This window comes from Winogradskyella litoriviva, from assembly GCF_013249065.1.
Lineage (GTDB): Bacteria > Bacteroidota > Bacteroidia > Flavobacteriales > Flavobacteriaceae > Winogradskyella > Winogradskyella litoriviva.
Genome location: NZ_JABRWQ010000001.1, coordinates 447690 through 465770, shown reverse-complemented (window position 1 = coordinate 465770; position 18081 = coordinate 447690). Strand labels below are relative to the sequence as shown.

Sequence of the window (18081 nt, the reverse complement as noted above, 5' to 3'; positions counted from 1 at the left end):
GGAATCTCTACAAATTTTGTATCTTTAGATGTAGACTATAGTGAACTGCAAATTACTTTAGTTAACAATATTTTGAATTTTGAACTTTAAACAAAAAGCAAATGCCATTCTATCATAAATTAGGGAAAATTCCACCAAAACGCCACACGCAGTTTAAAAAACCAAATGGCGATTTTTATTACGAGCAATTATTTGGCACCATTGGTTTTGACGGTATGTCTACCAACAGTTACCACGAGCAACGACCAACACAAGTAAAAGACATAATTAAACAATATAGTGTTGCACCTAAAATTGCGAAGGTAAACAATATGCAATCGTATCGTTTACATGGTTTTAAAACAAAGCCAGAGAACGATTATTTAGAGAGTAGAAAAATTGTACTCACTAACAGTGATTGTCATATTATATTGGCTGCACCAAAAGAATCCACAAAAGATTATTTTTATAAAAACACAGATGCAGACGAGCTAATTTTTATTCATAAAGGCACTGGGAAATTAAGAACACACTTAGGAAACTTAGATTTTAAATATGGCGATTATCTTTTAATACCAAGAGGTGTCATTTATAAACTCGATTTTGACACAGAAGACAACCGACTTTTTATTGTAGAATCTCGCAGACCTATTTATACACCAAAACGCTACCGAAACTGGTTTGGTCAGTTGTTAGAACATTCGCCATTTTGTGAGCGCGATTTACGTCAGCCACAAGAGCTAGAAACGTATAATGAATCTGGCGAATTTTTAATTAAAATAAAAAAACAAGGTGATATTTTTGATATGGTCTATGCCTCACATCCTTTTGATGTTGTAGGTTACGACGGTTATAATTATCCATATGCCTTTTCAATTCACGATTTTGAACCTATAACAGGTCGAGTACATCAACCACCACCTGTGCATCAAACCTTTGAGACTGATGCTTTTGTAGTGTGTAGTTTTGTGCCAAGGTTATATGATTATCATCCATTAGCTGTGCCAGCACCATACAACCATAGTAATATAGATAGTGATGAGGTATTGTATTACGTAGATGGCGATTTTATGAGCAGAAACGATATAGCTGCAGGTCATATTTCGTTGCATCCAGCAGGTATTCCTCATGGTCCACATCCTGGAGCAATGGAGCGCAGTATTGGTAAGGTAAAAACAGATGAATTGGCTGTAATGGTAGATACGTTTAAGCCATTACAAGTCACAGAAGAAGCTATGAAAATTGCAGATGAGGATTATTATAAATCTTGGTTAAGCCTATCCTAGCTTTCCCAGAAGGAAGGAATGAGTGATGCGATAATGTATTTTAGAGACAGGAAGTACATAAAGAAAATTTATTTAATTATTAATACAGACTCAGTTGCCCAACAGTGAGAGTTCTTCCCCTTTTTGGGAAGTTAGAAGGGGCTTTTAATTATGAAAGAAATAAAATCAGTAAACTACGGTTTAGAAAAAATATTTGAAGGTGCACAAGATTTTTTACCGCTTTTAGGTACGGATTATGTAGAATTTTATGTTGGTAATGCCAAGCAATCTGCTCACTTTTATAAAACGGCATTTGGTTTTCAGTCGTATGCCTATAAAGGCTTAGAGACAGGTTCTACGGATTCAGTAAGCTATGTTTTAAAGCAAGATAAAATACGTTTAGTGCTAACAACACCATTAAATAGTAAATCTGAAATCAACAATCATATCGTAAAACATGGAGATGGCGTTAAAGTTGTTGCCCTTTGGGTAGAAGATGCACGTAAATCTTACGAAGAAACTACAAAAAGAGGAGCAAAATCATACATGGAGCCAACGGTTGAAAAAGATGAGTTTGGTGAAGTGGTAAGAGCAGGAATTTACACTTATGGAGAAACTGTACATATGTTTGTAGAGCGCAAAAACTATACAGGAACCTTTATGCCAGGTTTTGTAGAGTGGAAGAGTGATTACAATCCAGAACCAGCAGGTCTAAAATATATAGACCATATGGTAGGTAATGTAGGTTGGGGAGAAATGAACACTTGGGTAAAATGGTATGAAGATGTTATGGGCTTTGTGAATTTCTTGTCTTTTGATGACAAGCAGATTCATACAGAGTATTCAGCATTAATGAGTAAGGTGATGAGTAATGGAAATGGCCGAATTAAATTTCCAATTAACGAGCCAGCAGAAGGTAAAAAGCGTTCTCAAATTGAAGAGTATCTAGATTTCTATGAAGGTTCTGGTGTGCAACATATTGCCGTTGCAACAGATGATATTATCTCAACGGTTTCACAGTTAAAATCTAGAGGTGTTGAGTTTTTATCTACACCACCAGAAGAATATTACAGAGCTGTACCAGGTCGTTTAGAAGAGCATAGTCATGCTTTAAGGGAAGATATAGAAACTTTAAAAGGATTGGGAATTATGATTGATGCAGATGAAGAAGGCTACTTACTTCAAATATTTACAAAACCAGTAGAAGACAGACCAACCTTGTTTTTTGAAATAATACAAAGAATGGGAGCACGCGGATTTGGTGCAGGTAATTTTAAAGCCTTATTTGAATCCATTGAGCGTGAGCAAGCCAAAAGAGGGACACTTTAAGTGAATTTTGATGTTTTTTGGGGTTTGGAATAGTAATTGTATTTAAGATAAATGTAACAATAAAAATGCGTTACATTAATTATATTTACAAACTGGAAATTTGAAATAAGTGTGTTAAAAGTTTTATAACTTAGAACTTTATAAAACAAATAACATGTAAGTATCAAAAATCCTTAGACATAAACACATGAAACATTTATTTACTTTCATATTATTTTTTACAGGAATTCAAACCACTAGTGTTGAAAAAGAGCATGCTTTTCAGGATGGCGAGTGGTTTAAATTTGAAATGAGTTATAGTGGGTTTTTAAAAGCCGGAAATGCAACATTAACGCTTAAAGAGTCTAAATTAGATGGAAAAGAAGTATTCCATGTTGTAGGTAAGGGTTGGACAACAGGCGCCATTAAATGGTTTTTTAAAGTAAAAGATCGCTACGAAAGTTATTTTGATAAAAAAACGGGTAAGCCATACAGATTTATTAGAAAAATAGATGAAGGTGGTCATACCAAAGACATCGAAATTAAATTTGATCATGAGAGAAGAAAGGCTGAGGTCTTTAATAAAAAGAAGAAAAAAGTCACTACTGTAACCACCGAACGAGATGTACAGGATATGGTTTCTATGTATTATCATCTAAGAAACAGAATAGATGTTGCATCCTTAAAAAAAGGTGATGAGATTAAAACAAACATGTTTTTTGATGAAGAAAACTACGGTTTTAAACTTAAATATTTGGGTGAAGAAACTATAAAAACCGATTTTGGTAAGGTAAAGACCATGAAATTTAGACCTTATGTAATGGCTGGACGTGTTTTTAAAGAAGAAGAAAGTTTAACATTATGGGTAAGTGCTGATAAAAATAAAATTCCTTTAAAAATTCAAGCAGATTTAGCCGTTGGTTCTTTACGCGCAGAACTTGTTGCATTTAAAGGCTTAAAACACTCCTTTCAAATAAAATATTAAGATTTTTAGTATATGGCAGAACAGGCTAATTACGATGATATAATAAAAGAACTTCAAAAGAAGTACACAAAAATAGATCAAGATACAGACGATCATTTATACGGCTTGCTTTATAGCAAGCCGATTACTTATTGGGATTATATACAAACAGATGCGTTATTAAATCTACAGATTCAACGTACTACTTTGCCAGACGAGATGGTGTTTATTGCCTATCATCAAATTAACGAGTTGATTTTTAAAATGATATTATGGGAAATTTCTCAAGTAGCAGAAAAAGAAAATCTAGATGTTGGTTTTTTTGAAAGTAAACTTATGCGTATTAGTCGCTATTTCGATATGTTATCCACATCATTTAATATTATGAGGGAAGGCATGGAAGTTGAGCAGTATATGAAATTTAGATATACACTAACACCTGCAAGTGGTTTTCAAAGTGCACAATACAGGCTAATAGAATTTGCGTCTACTGAATTGATTAATCTTATAGACTATAGATTTAGAAAAGATATAGATCGAGATACACCTTTTACACATGCGTTTGAACATTTATATTGGCAAGCCGCAGGAAAAGATCATAAAACAGGAAAAAAATCAACGCTTTTAGTTAACTTTGAAAAACGTTATAAAGATGAGTTTTTAAGGTTTATGAAAACCTATAATACTAAGAATCTTTGGACGCGTTTTAAAGAACTTCCGGCAAAAGACCAAAAAAACGAAGAGCTTATAAATGCTATGAAGCATTACGATTATACAGTAAATGTTTCTTGGGTAATGGCTCATTACAATGCTGCTAAACATTATATTGATAGTGGTATTGGTGATGGAGAAGCTACTGGTGGAAGTGATTGGAAAAAATACATGCATCCAAAATACCAGAAACGTATTTTCTTTCCGGAATTGTGGAGTGCAGACGAAATTGAAAATTGGGGAAATAATTTATAATTAGCTTAATTAATGCAGTTAAAACCATTAACCGTAATAGTAGTAATTGCTATAAGTCTTTTTGCTTGTAAGGAAGATAATTCAGCAGAAATAGAATACAATAAAGAACTTGCTGAAATAGTTGAAGAAGAAAAAATCTTAGAATTTGGGTTTGATCGTAAAAACTATGAATTTAAACGAGACACCATTAAGAGTGGTGATACGTTTGGCGTTATTTTAGAACGTAATAATATTGGATATCCTGATATTTTTCAAATTGCTGAAAAAGCAAAAGATACGTTTGATATCAGAAAACTTCAAGTAGGTAAACCATATACTTTACTTTATGCTAAAAAAAATCTAAAGGATAGCATTCAGAAACCAACAACATTTATTTATCAAAATAACTTAGAGGATTATGTTGTTATTGACTTTAGAGATTCCATTCAGGCGTATAAGAGTAAAAAACCCGTTACTTATGTTGAAAAAACAGCGACAGGTATCATAGAGAGTAGTATATCTTCAACTCTAGAAGAAAAGGGATTGAGTCAAAAGTTAGCGTATAAAATGGCAGATGAGATCTATGCTTGGACCATTGATTTTAGACGACTTCAAAAAGGTGACAGATTTAAAGTTATTTATACAGATAAATACATAGATGATACAATTTATGCAGGTATTAAAAATGTAAAAGCCGCATATTTTGAACATAACGGAGATTCTTTATATGCTTTTGAGTTTGAAACAGATCCAGAAAAAGGAATTATAGATTATTTTAATGAGGACGCAAAAAATTTAAGACGTGCATTTTTAAAAGCACCTGTTCAGTTTAGTAGAATTTCTTCAAGATATAATTTAAAAAGACGGATTGCATATTACGGAAATAGAGTAAGACCACATAAGGGAACAGATTTTGCCGCACCAATTGGCACACCAATAATGGCAACAGCAAGCGGAACGGTTGTGGAATCTACAAGACGTGGTGGAAATGGAAAATACGTAAAAATCAGACACAATGACACCTATTCTACACAGTATCTTCATATGAGTAGACAGGCTGTAAAAAAAGGACAGTTTGTTAAACAAGGTGATGTTATTGGTTATATTGGTATGACAGGAAATACAGGAGGTCCTCACGTTTGTTATAGGTTTTGGAAAAACGGAAGACAAGTTGACCCTTTTAAGCAAAAACTCCCAGAGGCCAAACCAATTTCAGATAGTTTAAAAGTAAAATACTTAGAATATATTAAACCTGTAAAACAAAGATTAGATGACATCTTTTTCTTAGAAGCAGAACCGATAATAAAAGAAAATACAATAACTACAGATATACAATAATGGCATTAAAATCAGCTAACCCAACGACAACAGAAGCTTGGAAAAAATTACAAGCGCATTTTGAAACTATTAAACCTCAACATTTAAAAGATATGTTTAATTCTGATGCTAATAGAGCAAATGAATTAACCTTAAGGTGGGAAGATTTTTATGTTGATTTTTCTAAGAACAGAATTACTAAAGAAACTATTGATTTGTTAATTGAATTAGCAAATGAATTAGATTTGAAAAATGCAATTTCAAAATATTTTGAAGGTGATGTAATTAATGCTACTGAGGGAAGAGCTGTTTTACATACAGCTTTAAGAGCGCCAAAAACTGCGGAAGTTTTTGTAGATGGTGAAAATGTTATTCCTGAGGTGCATGAGGTAAAGAAGAAGATAGAAGATTTTACAGATTCTGTTGTTAGTGGTACTCATAAAGGATATTCTGGTAAGGCCATTACAGATGTGGTTAATATAGGTATTGGTGGATCAGATTTAGGGCCAGCTATGGTTGTAGATTCTCTCCAATATTATAAGAATCATTTAAATACACATTTTGTAAGCAATGTAGATGGTGATCATTATCAAGAAGTTGTAAAAAAATTAAACCCAGAGACTACATTGTTTGTAATTGTTTCAAAAACATTTACAACACAAGAAACCCTGTCTAATGCCAATTCTATTAGATCTTGGTTTTTAAAATCACAACCAAAAGAAGCGGTTGCTAATCATTTTGTTGCAGTTTCTACAAATATTGAAAGCGTTAAAAACTTCGGAATAGATGAAGCTAATATTTTTCCAATGAAGGATTGGGTTGGTGGTCGTTTTTCACTTTGGAGTGCTGTAGGCCTTTCTATTAGTTTAGCTGTTGGGTATAAGCATTTTGATAGTCTTTTGGAAGGTGCGCATAAAATGGATATGCATTTTAAAACTGCTGGTTTTGAGGAAAACATTCCGGTTATTTCAGCATTATTAACGGTTTGGTATAATAACTTCTTTAAATCCGAAAGTGAAGCCATTATTCCATATACGCAATACTTAAATCAGTTTGCTACTTATTTACAACAAGGTATAATGGAAAGTAATGGTAAGAGCGTTGATAGAGATGGAAACAAGGTAAACTACCAAACAGGAACTATAATTTGGGGAGAACCTGGTACTAACTCACAACATGCTTTTTTTCAATTAATTCACCAAGGCACAAAACTAATTCCAACTGACTTTATTGGTTATGTGGAGTCTTTATATGGTAATAAAGACCATCATAATAAATTGATGTCTAATTATTTTGCACAAACTGAAGCTTTAATGAATGGTAAAACTGAATCTGAAGTTTTATCAGAATTACAAGGGCAGTCAGCATCAGAAGAAGAAATAAAGCAACTTTTAGCCTTCAAAGTATTTGATGGTAATAAACCTACTACGTCTTTATTAATTCAAAAGTTGTCTCCAGAAAGTTTAGGAAAACTAATAGCTATGTATGAACATAAGATTTTTGTACAAGGTATTATTTGGAATATTTACAGTTATGACCAATTTGGTGTAGAGTTAGGAAAGCAATTAGCCAAATCTATATTAAAAGAGCTAAATGAAGACGTGTCTTCATCTAATCATGATTCATCAACTCAAAGTTTATTAACATTTTACAAGGACAATTGTTAAAAATTGTTAAAAAGTTTTAATAAATAGTACTATGCAAGCATAAAAATTAGGAATTCTATAATTAACTTCGCTTCGCTTAATTGTTAACATTTTCATAATATTACAACTATGAGATTGTTTAATTTTGCACCTAATAAAAACCAATTAACTGAAGTTTTATATGAAAAAATTTAGTCATGTTTTATGTTTTGTTGTTTTAACCTGTTTAACAACATTTGCGTATGCCCAATCCACTATTACGGGTAAAATTATTGATAGTGACATGAGTTCGCCTCTTCCTGGTGCTAATATTATAGTAAAAGGAACTACCAATGGTGCAACTACAAATTTTGATGGTGATTTTACTTTAAAAACTGATTTAAAATCAGGAGAAGTTATAATCTCTTACGTAGGTTTTGTATCTCAAACTATTGCTTTTAATGGAGATACAGACTTAGGAACAATTAAATTAATGTCTAGCAATGTAGGTTTAGACGAAATTATGATTGTGGCTTCTGTTGCTGTAGATAGAAAAACGCCTGTTGCCGTTTCAACTATAAAAGCAGAAGAAATTGCTATTAAGTTAGGTACACAAGAATTTCCTGAAATTTTAAAATCAACTCCTGGTGTTTATGCAACAAGACAAGGTGGTGGATATGGTGACAGTAGAATTAATCTTAGAGGATTTAGTTCAGAAAATGTAGCTGTAATGATTAACGGTGTTCCTGTTAACGACATGGAAAATGGTGCTGTTTATTGGAGTAACTGGGCTGGTTTAGGAGATGTAACCTCTACGATGCAAGTACAAAGAGGTCTTGGAGCATCTAAAATAGCTGTAGCATCTGTTGGTGGTACAATTAATATTATAACAAAAACTACAGATGCAGAACAAGGAGGAAACATTCTTACAAGTATTGCTAATGATGGTTATTTAAAATACGGAATGACTTACTCTACTGGTTTAACTGATAAAGGTTTTGCAGCAACAGTAAGCGCCTCTAAAATTGATGGTGATGGTTATGTTGATGGTACTGAATTTTCAGGATACAATTACTTTTTAAGTTTATCTCAACAAATAAACGATGCGCACAGATTGTCATTTACAGCTTTTGGTGCACAACAAGAACACGGTCAACGTTATAACCGTTCTACTATTGCAGAATTAAAAGATACAGATTCTGGTCCTTTAAAAGCAAATAGAGATTGGGGTTATAAAAATGGTGAAGTATATCATCAATCATATAACTTTTATCACAAGCCTCAAATGTCTATAAATCATTTGTGGAATATTAATGAAAAATCAGCATTATCAACAGCAGTATACGCTTCTTTTGGTTCTGGTGGTGGACGTAGAGATGAAGGTTCTAAAATTGGATCAGATGATTATAGAATAGGGTCTTCTGGGTTAACTCCAATAGATTTTGACAAAGTAATTGAAGAAAATAGAGCAAATGGAGTAAATGGTTCTACAGATATTATTTCTTCTTCTAGAAACTCTCATGAGTGGTATGGTGTATTATCTACTTATAAGAATAAAGTAAATGATGCCTTAACCATTTCTGGTGGTTTAGATGGTCGTTATTATGTTGGGTCTCACTGGTACCAAGTAGATGATTTATTAGGAGGACAATTTTTCTTAGATAATGAAACTGATACTTTTGCTTTTGGTCAGCCTCTTAAAGTTGGTGATAGATATAATAAGGATTATGATGGTATTGTTTTAAGATATGGTCTTTTTGGTCAAGCAGAATACCAAGTAAACGAAGCGGTTAACTTATTTGTAGCTGCAGACGTTTCTAACAGTAACTACAAGCAAGAGGAATTTATGAATAACACTATCACAGGTGATAGATTATCTGAAGCTGTAAACTTTACAGGTTACGGTATTAAAGGTGGTGGTAACTATAACCTTGATGGAAATAATAATGTTTTTGTTAATGTTGGTTATTTTTCTAAAGCACCATTTTTAGATGATGTATTTTTAGATGAAGATGGCATTATACCTAATGAAGATGCTGTAAACGAAAAAGTATTTAGTGCAGAATTAGGATACGGTTTCCGTGGTGAAAAATTAAGTGCTAACGTGAATATTTATTATACTAATTGGTTAGATAAATCATTAGGAGGTTCAATTGGAACAGGTGAAGATTTGTTTTTCTATAACTTACAAGGAATTGATGCATTGCACCAAGGTATTGAAATAGATTTTAGATATAGAGCAACGGATAAATTAACAGTTACAGGTATGGCTTCTTTAGGAGATTGGCAATGGAAGAGCAATGTCTCTGCAGATATTAGAGATCAAGCAGGTGATGTTGTTGATGTAGTTGAAGTTTATGCTGAGGATTTAAAAGTAGGTGACGTTGCACAAACAACATTTGCTTTAGGTGTAGATTATAAATTAGCTGCCAAATCTAATATCTACGTAGATTACAACTTTGCTGGTGATAACTATTCTTCTTACGACGTTACTAACAGAGGTAGTTTAGATTTACCAGATGTTTGGAAACTTCCTGATTTTGGATTATTTGATGTAGGTTTAAGACACAGTTTTGAATTGGGTACATTTAATGCTACATTAATAGGTAAAGTAAATAATGCTTTCAATACAGAATATGTTTCTGATGCTAATGATTTAGACGGAACAGCTTCAACAGCTCAAGTTTATTTTGGTCCTGGAAGAACATATAGTGTTGGATTAAAAGTTAAATTTTAAAAAAAATTGAAAATGAAAAGAATAATTTATTGTTTAGCAGTTTTAGGAATAACCTTAGTAGGTTGTAATCCTATGGAAGATATTTATGATGGATTAGATTCATCAGCTGAGCCTATCGTAGGGTCTGATACTTACACTCTTGTAAGCGATGATTATGACGAACTAGAATTAAGTTATGGTAGCTTTAGTTCTATTGAAGATGCAAAAACTATGCTTCCAGGTTTTTTAGCTGATAAATACCCATTTTGGGGAGAAGGATCTTCAGTTGTAGTTGGTTATGAATTGTATATTGGTAATGCAGAAGGTGTAAGTGATTTTACATATTCAGACATTTATGAATTCACAAACTCGGATTATGCAACAGCAGGTAGTGATGCTTTTGGGTTTTATCCAGATGTAGATGCAACAGATGCAATTCCTGCAATATTAGATGCTCAAGTTGCTGACCCAACAGAAGGACAAATGATATTAGCTAAATACGATCAGTATACAGAAGATCCAGTAGTAGGATTAGCAAATCTTGTTTCTTACAACTTTGCAGGAAGTATGGAAGGATTTACTGTTGGTGAAGAATTTGGAGATGATGAAGTTTGGACTTCACAAACCGGATACGTACAAGGAAATAGTTATTTTGGTGGCCAAGTGGCAAACACAGAATGGTTAGTATCTCCTTCAATTGATTTATCTGCAGAAAGTGATCTTAAATTTCAGATTACTCATGAGCTTGATTATGCTGGTGATGCATCTTTACTTAAAATAATGGTTTCTACTGATTATACAGGTGATGTTTTAACAACAACTTGGGATGAAATTATATTAGCAAATCCTGCTACAGGAGATATGGCTTCTTCAGAAGATTACGATTTTTCTGCTTACGATGGTGAAACTATTAATGTAGCTTTTAAATATGAGTCTACAGATTCAGACGCAGGACGATGGAGAATAGAAAGTATGGCTATTAAAACTTTAGGAGCAACTGGTGATACTAATTCTAAAGGAGAATACTTTATGTATACAGGTGGTTCTTGGGAAGCTGTTGACGGTGTTTATTACTTAAGTTCTAAAGATTTTGATTCTATGGGAGAAGGTTATAATCAACCAGGTCAATATGATAACTTTGGTAGTTCTGTACCACCAGATAATTATTTACCAACTTTCTTAAGTTTAAACTTTCCTTATGCGCAAGAGGATGAAGAGTTATTTGTAATTTACGATTATTACTCTAGTTCTTCAGGAGCACAAATAAGAGGTAACTTATATACTGTAACTGATGGAGAATTTGTTGGACACGAATCTACTATTTCTACAACATTACAGTTTGGTTATGAAGACGGTGTTTGGGTTCCAGATAATACTATTAGATACACATTAACTGCAGATGATTATGCATTAATTGCTACTGAATTAGCTGACACTTATCCTAATGCTACCGCAAGTATGAGTAACTACGGGAATATGGATAGAAGAGCTGGTAATGCAGCAGAGTGGACAAACCCAATGGTTTTAGAAGCTGTAGCTATTGTACTAGATGAAGTTGACCCATCCGCAGCTGAAGAGCAAAAGTATATTGTTACTATAGAAATATACAACGGTAGTAATACCACAGAAGACTTTGCTGTTATCAAAATGGATGGAGCATGGGTTTACCAAGACTAAGGTAAATACAGAATTGTTTCTATAAATAAAAAAATGCCACTGAATTTCAGTGGCATTTTTTTATTGTTTTAAACGTATTTTATTCTTTCCATTTTATTCTTTCCATTTTACACTTTCCATAATATGCTTAATATCCTTTTTTAAATACTCTGCTGCTGGATATATAGAATCGTAATTAGGTTTAGCATAGAAGTATAATGAGCCACTTAAAAAGTGCTTAATACTATCTGTTACGTAGAATTGAGATTGTGATGCAGCATCGCCTCCAATTTCATATAGCATACCAAAAACCTTATTTTCTTTATTTTCAAAAAGATTACTAGAAATTTCATCTGCTTTTATAGTATGTTTTTGGGTAAGGTTCTGTGCATCCCTTAATAAACTATCTAAATTTCCATTCTTTACTTCTTTATAAGTTAGGTAAATAGTAGCTTTTAAAGCAGGATACTTAATATCTACACCGTTAGAAGTTGCTGTTGATTTTACTTCACTAATAGAATTAGCAAGTGTATTCTTTTCAAATGAGAATGGCAACGGAACTATTGCCTTTACATAGTCTGCATTAGGGTATTCGAGTCTTAAATATCCTTTAGGTTTTGGTAATGTATCATTACCACAACTACTGAGCATAAAGAGACTTAAAATAGGAATAACTAATCGTTTCATTTGTTTAGGTTTAATTATTTTATCAGTCAAATGTATTTGTTTTTAGCACAGTTTTAATACAAATGCCTTATTCTGGTTGATTTGATAAAGAGAGTTTAATTTGTTTAATGCGTTTTCGTTCTAAAGATTCTATAGTAAAAACGTAATTTTCAAAATTTATTTTACTTCCTATTCTAGGAAAACCTCCTGAAATCTCTAATACAAATCCTGCTAGGGTTTCAGCATCTCCCTTTTTGGCTTCAAAAAATTCTACATCGTCATTAATACCTACTATTTTGTAAACATCTTTGAGTGGTGTTTTGCCTTCAAAACTATAATTATAATTGTCTAGTTTAGTGTAAATGAGGTCTTCATCATCGTATTCATCACTAATATCACCTACTATTTCTTCAATAATGTCTTCGAGAGAAACTAAACCAGAAGTTCCGCCATATTCATCAACGACCACAGCGAGGTGAACTTTTTTGGTTTGAAACTCTACCATTAAATCATCTAACTTCTTGTTTTCTGGTACAAAGAAGGGTTCGCGCAAGATGGTTGTCCAATCAAAGGTTTTTTTGTTGAGGTGTGGCAGAAGGTCCTTTACATAGAGTACGCCTTTTATGGTATCAATACTTTCTTCATAAACAGGAATTCTTGAATATCCATTTTCAATTATTTGTTTAATAATAGTTTCAAAAGGTGTTTCTATACTTAAGGCAAATAAATCCATTCTAGGACGCATTACTTGCTTAGTATCTGTATTTCCAAATGAAACAATACTTTGTAAGATTTTTTGTTCTTCTTGTGTGGTGTCTTCGTCATTGGTTAATTCTAATGCTTGTGATAATTGATCAACACTAAGATTAGAGCGTTGTTTTCCAAATCTATTTTGAATTAGAATAGTTACATATCGCATGGGAAGACTTAATGGTGAGAAGACAACATCTAAGACTTTTAATGGTCTGGCCATAAAGGATGAGAATGTTGCACTATTTCTACTAGCGTAAATTTTTGGAATAATTTCTCCAAATAATAGAATTAAAAAAGTTGCAGAAACAACTTCAAGTAAAAACCTAATTAAAGAATTTGTAATGCTATCAAAAATCGTTTCTCCTATAAAAGCAAATAGGAGTACAACCGCAATGTTTATAAAATTATTGGCCACTAATATAGTTGCTAATAACTTTTTAGGTCGTTCTAAAAGTGAAGCAATAATTTTCATTGCTGGGACTTCATTTTCTAAACCTTCATTTAAGTCAGACTTTGTAAGCGAAAACAAAGCAACTTCTGCTCCAGAGATTAGAGCCGAGCAAATTAGTAAAACAACAAGCAAAACGATACTCGTAAAAAACGAGGTGCTAATAATTAAAGAATTTATAATTAAAACCGTGGGTTCTGGGTCCAAGATACTTTTAGATTAGAAATTAAAATGGTAAATCATCATCGCCTTCTGGCATTGTATCAGTAGGTGCAGTTGGTTGTGATTGAGGCTTAGCGTTTGCTGCACTTGGCTTATGTGATTGTTGTTGGTCGTTTTTAGGAGTTAAAAATGTAAATTCATCACATTGAATTTCAGTAGAGTAGCGTTCCATACCTTTGTCGTCTGTCCACTTTCTAGTTTTTATTCGTCCTTCTATATATATCTTATCGCCTTTAGATAAGTATTTTTCGCAAATTTCAGCAGCTTTATTTCTAACTACAATATTGTGCCATTCCGTGTTTGTAACGCGCTCATTGGTTTGCTTATTAACATAAGATTCACTGGTTGCAATAGGGAAACGACCAATACAATTCTTATCATCAAAATAATGCATTTTTACGTCATCACCTAAGTTACCTATTAGCATTACTTTATTTAACGTTCCAGCCATAATTAATTCATTTTAAGTTGCAAAGTTACTGTTTTTGCTATCACTAGTTTAAAAGTAATAAAAAAATGTGATTTCTTTAAGATTCAAAAAAGTAATAAGATATCATTTAAAACTAAAATGATTAATAAAATCACTGATAAGTACTGGAGTAGGATAATTAGTTATAGAATCTAAAGGAATAGCAGTTTGAGGTAGTTTATTAACTTCTATAATCCAAAATTTGGTATAAAGATGTTGATGCGATAATTTATGCACAATATCGCTTTCATTATATAAGGAATAATCAAATTTTAAAGTCTTTAAAAGGGAGTTGTCAATATTCAAAAGCTGAAATTCTTCGGAAGAGAGGCTTTTTTCAGACTCTATTAATGGAAATTGATATAAGTTTTGCCATATGCCTTTATGGGTTCTTTTTTCAAATAGAATTCTATTCTCAGAATCTATACAAACTAAAAAATTAAAATATTTAGTAGTTACTTTAGTTTTGTTCAATTTTACTGGCAGTGTTTCAACTGAATTTTTTTGAAGAGCCACACAGCTTGTCTCAAAAGGACAATTAGTACAATTGGGATTTTTAGGTTTACAATGTAACGCACCAAACTCCATTATAGCTTGGTTGTAAACATCTGGTTTTTTAGTATCTATTAATTGAGTCGCTAATTTTTTAAATTCTTTAATTCCTGTAGTTGAGTTTATAGGAGTATCAATTCCGAAGTACCGAGCAAGAACACGGTAAACATTACCATCTACAACAGCAGCGATTTCATTAAAAGCAATAGAAGAAATGGCACTAGCTGTATAATCACCAACACCTTTTAATTTAAGTAAGTCCTTATAATTATTAGGAAATTCTCCATTTAACTCATTTGCAATATATTTAGCTGTAGCATGAAGATTTCTAGCTCTAGAATAATAACCTAGACCTTGCCATAATTTTAAGACCTCAGTTTCTGATGCTGCAGCAAGATCAAAAATTGTTGGGTATTTTGCGGTAAAAGCAACGTAATATGGTAGACCTTGCTTTACTTGAGTTTGCTGTAAAATGATTTCTGAAAGCCAGATATTATACGGATTTTTTGTTTTCCGCCAAGGCAATTCTCTCTTGTTAATTGAGTACCAGTTAATTAGTTTAGATTTGAAATCCATTTTCATTTTTAAGTGTGAAAGCAAAATTAATTGTTTATAACCTTAAATTTTAATTAATTACGTTTGAAATATTGAAATTAAATTACCTATATTTGCAATCCCTTAGAATTTTATATAGTAACCCTAAAACTAATAATAATGACAAAAGCCGATTTGGTAGCAAAAATATCTGACAAGTTAGGTATTGAAAAAGGTGACGTTCAAGCAACGGTTGAGACCTTTATGGAAGAAGTAAAAACATCTTTAGAAAGCGGAGACAACGTTTATTTAAGAGGTTTCGGAAGTTTCATCATTAAAACAAGAGCTGAAAAAACAGGTCGTAATATTTCAAAGAATACTACAATAAAAATTCCAGCTCATAACATACCAGCATTTAAACCTGCTAAAGTATTTTTAGAAGGTGTTAAATCTAATGTAGAGGTTAACTAAGAAAGCATTTAAAACAAAATATTAATTAAAAGCATTATTTATTATGCCAAGTGGTAAAAAAAGAAAAAGACACAAGGTAGCGACGCACAAGCGTAAAAAACGTAGACGTGCTAATCGTCACAAGAAAAAATAAATTGTTAAAAGTAGTTTTATAAGCTACTTTTTTCAGTTTTAAAGAAACGTTCTTTGATATAGAATTGACAGCATTTAATAGAGTGTTGTTAGATTTGTTGGATTCCCGATATTAATCGGGACCTGTGTCAAATAATTTAGTAAAATCCATCTATCTCAATAAAGAGTTAGATATAAATTAACATTATGAACAAAGAATTAATCGTAAGATCGAGTTCAGATATTGTTGATTTTGCCTTATTAAAAGATGGAAAACTTATTGAATTACATAAAGACGAAGAGGATAACAACTTTGCAGTTGGTGATATTTTTATTGCCAAAATACGTAAAGTTATTCCTGGTTTAAACGCTGCGTTTGTAAACGTTGGCTATGAAAAAGATGGTTTTTTACACTATCATGATCTTGGACCGCAATTGCCTTCTCTTTTAAAATTCATTAAACGTGTAAGCACAGGGAAACTTAAGGATTATACCCTTAAAGACTTTCCGATGGAGAAAGATTTAGATAAAAATGGTAGCATTGCAAATGCTATAAAATCTAATCAATCTTTATTAGTACAAGTAGTAAAAGAACCAATCTCTACAAAGGGACCTCGCATTAGTTCAGAATTGTCTATTGCAGGAAGATACATTGTCTTAGTGCCTTTTTCTAATCGTATTTCAATCTCTCAAAAAATTGAATCACAAGAAGAAAAAGACCGCTTAAAAAGACTCGTAAAAAGTATTACACCTAAGGGATTTGGAGTTATTATACGTACTGTAGCAGAAGGCAAGAAAGTTGCCGAGCTCGATAATGATTTACAAAATTTGCTGAATCGATGGACAGCAATGTGTAAAAAGTTGTACAAAGTACATCACCCAACTAAAGTATTGGGAGAAATGAATAAAGCATCCTCAATTTTAAGGGATATTTTTAATGATTCATTCTCTGGTATTGTTGTAGATGATGAAGAATTGTACATACAAGTAAAAGATTACGTGCAGCAAATTGCACCGAACAAAGAGTCTATAGTAAAATACTATAAGAATGGTGTTCCTATTTTTGAAAAATTTGGCATTGAACGCCAAATAAAAACATCATTCGGACGAACCGTATCTATGGCAAAAGGCGCCTATTTGGTAATAGAACATACCGAAGCCCTTCATGTTGTAGATGTAAACAGTGGTAATCGCTCTAATAAAGAGAAGAACCAAGAAGATACTGCCTTAGAAGTTAATATGATTTCTGCCCAAGAAATTGCTCGCCAATTACGTTTACGTGATATGGGAGGAATTATAGTTATCGATTTTATAGATATGGGCAAAGCAGAGAACAGAAAAAAGCTTTATAATTATCTTAGAGATGAGATGAAAGATGATAAAGCAAAGCACAAAATATTGCCGCCGAGTAAGTTTGGTTTAGTGCAAATAACCAGACAACGCGTTAGGCCAGAACGCAATATTAAAACGAAAGAAGAAAACCCTAATCTCATAGGAGGTGATGAAATTGAAGCACCAATTAAAGTGATTGAACGCATTAATCAAGACCTAGAGCGTGTTTTCAAAAAAGACTATAAAAAGGTAACTCTTAATACACACCCTTTTATAGCAGCCTTTTTAACCAAAGGGTTTCCATCAGTACGTTCAAAGTGGTTTATTGAACACAAAAAATGGGTAAAAGTTTTACCTAGAGATGCTTACACTTATCTTGAATATCATTTTTTTGACAAAAATGGTGACAAAATTAAATAATATCTATTAGAAAAGCCCAATTGAGAAATCAATTGGGCTTTTTGTTTTTAAAATAATTCTTTTATTATTTATAGCGTCTTTTTGTATTCCAAACCATTGAATTTGTCTTACCAAATTTTATTGTTCTTGTTCCGACTTTACTTTCTGCTGCTATTCTGTTATTCGTTTTCATAATTTTTAATTTTAATGGGGTTTTTAAAACGGATGCAAATTTACACAGCTTATGAGGTATAGAAAACAACGTATTTAATATACTTATACACTATTTTAACCTTGTTTGGTTTTTTTTAACACAAATAAAGTAAAAATAAAATACTTATCTAAAAGC

At 32.3% G+C, this 18081-nt stretch carries 14 protein-coding genes; 10 read left to right on the top strand and 4 right to left on the bottom strand.

All coding sequences use genetic code 11. The features are described 5' to 3' along the window. Positions 1-101: 101 nt before the first annotated feature. The 8 genes from HNV10_RS01935 (at position 102) to HNV10_RS01900 (ending at position 11796) form a co-directional block, all read left to right on the top strand. A complete protein-coding gene (locus HNV10_RS01935) occupies positions 102-1265 on the top strand; it encodes a homogentisate 1,2-dioxygenase (RefSeq protein ID WP_173299640.1) in 1164 nt (387 codons plus the stop codon). A gap of 147 nt (positions 1266-1412) precedes the next feature. Then, the gene (gene hppD / locus HNV10_RS01930; RefSeq protein WP_173300043.1) at positions 1413-2573 is read left to right on the top strand and encodes a 4-hydroxyphenylpyruvate dioxygenase; all 1161 of its coding nucleotides are present in this window, start codon (positions 1413-1415) and stop codon (positions 2571-2573) included. A gap of 187 nt (positions 2574-2760) precedes the next feature. Further along, on the top strand, positions 2761-3537 hold the full coding sequence (locus HNV10_RS01925) for a DUF3108 domain-containing protein (RefSeq protein WP_173299639.1): 777 nt from the start codon (positions 2761-2763) through the stop codon (positions 3535-3537). Between the two features lie 12 nt (positions 3538-3549). Further along, the gene (locus HNV10_RS01920; protein ID WP_173299638.1) at positions 3550-4482 is read left to right on the top strand and encodes a tryptophan 2,3-dioxygenase family protein; all 933 of its coding nucleotides are present in this window, start codon (positions 3550-3552) and stop codon (positions 4480-4482) included. 12 nt (positions 4483-4494) lie between these two features. Then, positions 4495-5799, top strand: coding sequence for a M23 family metallopeptidase (locus HNV10_RS01915; protein ID WP_173299637.1), 1305 nt, complete (start codon positions 4495-4497; stop codon positions 5797-5799). After that, a complete protein-coding gene (pgi, locus tag HNV10_RS01910) occupies positions 5799-7445 on the top strand; it encodes a glucose-6-phosphate isomerase (RefSeq protein WP_173299636.1) in 1647 nt (548 codons plus the stop codon). Before HNV10_RS01915 ends, pgi begins: the two co-directional genes overlap by 1 nt. Before the next feature lie 160 nt (positions 7446-7605). Beyond that, complete coding sequence (locus HNV10_RS01905) at positions 7606-10140, top strand: TonB-dependent receptor (RefSeq protein WP_173299635.1); 2535 nt, start codon at positions 7606-7608, stop codon at positions 10138-10140. A 12-nt stretch (positions 10141-10152) separates the two neighbouring features. Continuing rightward, positions 10153-11796 (top strand): choice-of-anchor J domain-containing protein, encoded by a 1644-nt coding sequence (locus tag HNV10_RS01900; protein WP_173299634.1) that lies wholly within the window; start codon positions 10153-10155, stop codon positions 11794-11796. Between the two features lie 93 nt (positions 11797-11889). Here the strand turns inward: HNV10_RS01900 and gldD are convergent, their stop codons facing one another. From gldD to mutY, 4 genes are all read right to left on the bottom strand, one after another. After that, entirely contained in the window at positions 11890-12462 is a 573-nt protein-coding gene (gene gldD, locus HNV10_RS01895; RefSeq protein ID WP_173299633.1) for a gliding motility lipoprotein GldD, read from the bottom strand. Positions 12463-12529: 67 nt separating this feature from the next. Continuing rightward, positions 12530-13849, bottom strand: a complete 1320-nt coding sequence (locus HNV10_RS01890) for a gliding motility-associated protein GldE (RefSeq protein ID WP_173299632.1) — start codon at positions 13847-13849, stop codon at positions 12530-12532. 19 nt (positions 13850-13868) lie between these two features. Next, complete coding sequence (locus HNV10_RS01885) at positions 13869-14315, bottom strand: single-stranded DNA-binding protein (protein WP_173299631.1); 447 nt, start codon at positions 14313-14315, stop codon at positions 13869-13871. A gap of 102 nt (positions 14316-14417) precedes the next feature. Further along, complete coding sequence (gene mutY, locus HNV10_RS01880) at positions 14418-15461, bottom strand: A/G-specific adenine glycosylase (protein ID WP_173300042.1); 1044 nt, start codon at positions 15459-15461, stop codon at positions 14418-14420. Positions 15462-15599: 138 nt separating this feature from the next. On the opposite strand from mutY, the gene HNV10_RS01875 reads away from it, so the two are divergent. Continuing rightward, positions 15600-15890: an HU family DNA-binding protein gene (locus HNV10_RS01875; protein ID WP_008270198.1), complete on the top strand. Its 291-nt coding sequence runs from the start codon at positions 15600-15602 to the stop codon at positions 15888-15890. 318 nt (positions 15891-16208) lie between these two features. Continuing rightward, positions 16209-17753 carry an Rne/Rng family ribonuclease gene (locus HNV10_RS01870; protein WP_173299630.1) on the top strand — a complete coding sequence of 515 codons (1545 nt, stop codon included), beginning with the start codon at positions 16209-16211 and terminating at the stop codon, positions 17751-17753. The last annotated feature ends 328 nt before the right edge of the window (positions 17754-18081 follow it).

What these genes read in the sequence shown, in the direction of transcription:
- HNV10_RS01870 (WP_173299630.1), top strand. Translation starts at nt 16,209, where the DNA reads ATGAACAAAGAATTAATCGTAAGATCGAGTTCAGATATTGTTGATTTT.
- HNV10_RS01875 (WP_008270198.1), top strand. Translation starts at nt 15,600, where the DNA reads ATGACAAAAGCCGATTTGGTAGCAAAAATATCTGACAAGTTAGGTATT.
- HNV10_RS01935 (WP_173299640.1), top strand. Translation starts at nt 102, where the DNA reads ATGCCATTCTATCATAAATTAGGGAAAATTCCACCAAAACGCCACACG.
- HNV10_RS01920 (WP_173299638.1), top strand. Translation starts at nt 3,550, where the DNA reads ATGGCAGAACAGGCTAATTACGATGATATAATAAAAGAACTTCAAAAG.
- HNV10_RS01925 (WP_173299639.1), top strand. Translation starts at nt 2,761, where the DNA reads ATGAAACATTTATTTACTTTCATATTATTTTTTACAGGAATTCAAACC.
- HNV10_RS01900 (WP_173299634.1), top strand. Translation starts at nt 10,153, where the DNA reads ATGAAAAGAATAATTTATTGTTTAGCAGTTTTAGGAATAACCTTAGTA.
- gldD (WP_173299633.1), bottom strand. Translation starts at nt 12,462, where the DNA reads ATGAAACGATTAGTTATTCCTATTTTAAGTCTCTTTATGCTCAGTAGT.
- mutY (WP_173300042.1), bottom strand. Translation starts at nt 15,461, where the DNA reads ATGGATTTCAAATCTAAACTAATTAACTGGTACTCAATTAACAAGAGA.
- HNV10_RS01905 (WP_173299635.1), top strand. Translation starts at nt 7,606, where the DNA reads ATGAAAAAATTTAGTCATGTTTTATGTTTTGTTGTTTTAACCTGTTTA.
- pgi (WP_173299636.1), top strand. Translation starts at nt 5,799, where the DNA reads ATGGCATTAAAATCAGCTAACCCAACGACAACAGAAGCTTGGAAAAAA.
- HNV10_RS01885 (WP_173299631.1), bottom strand. Translation starts at nt 14,315, where the DNA reads ATGGCTGGAACGTTAAATAAAGTAATGCTAATAGGTAACTTAGGTGAT.
- HNV10_RS01915 (WP_173299637.1), top strand. Translation starts at nt 4,495, where the DNA reads ATGCAGTTAAAACCATTAACCGTAATAGTAGTAATTGCTATAAGTCTT.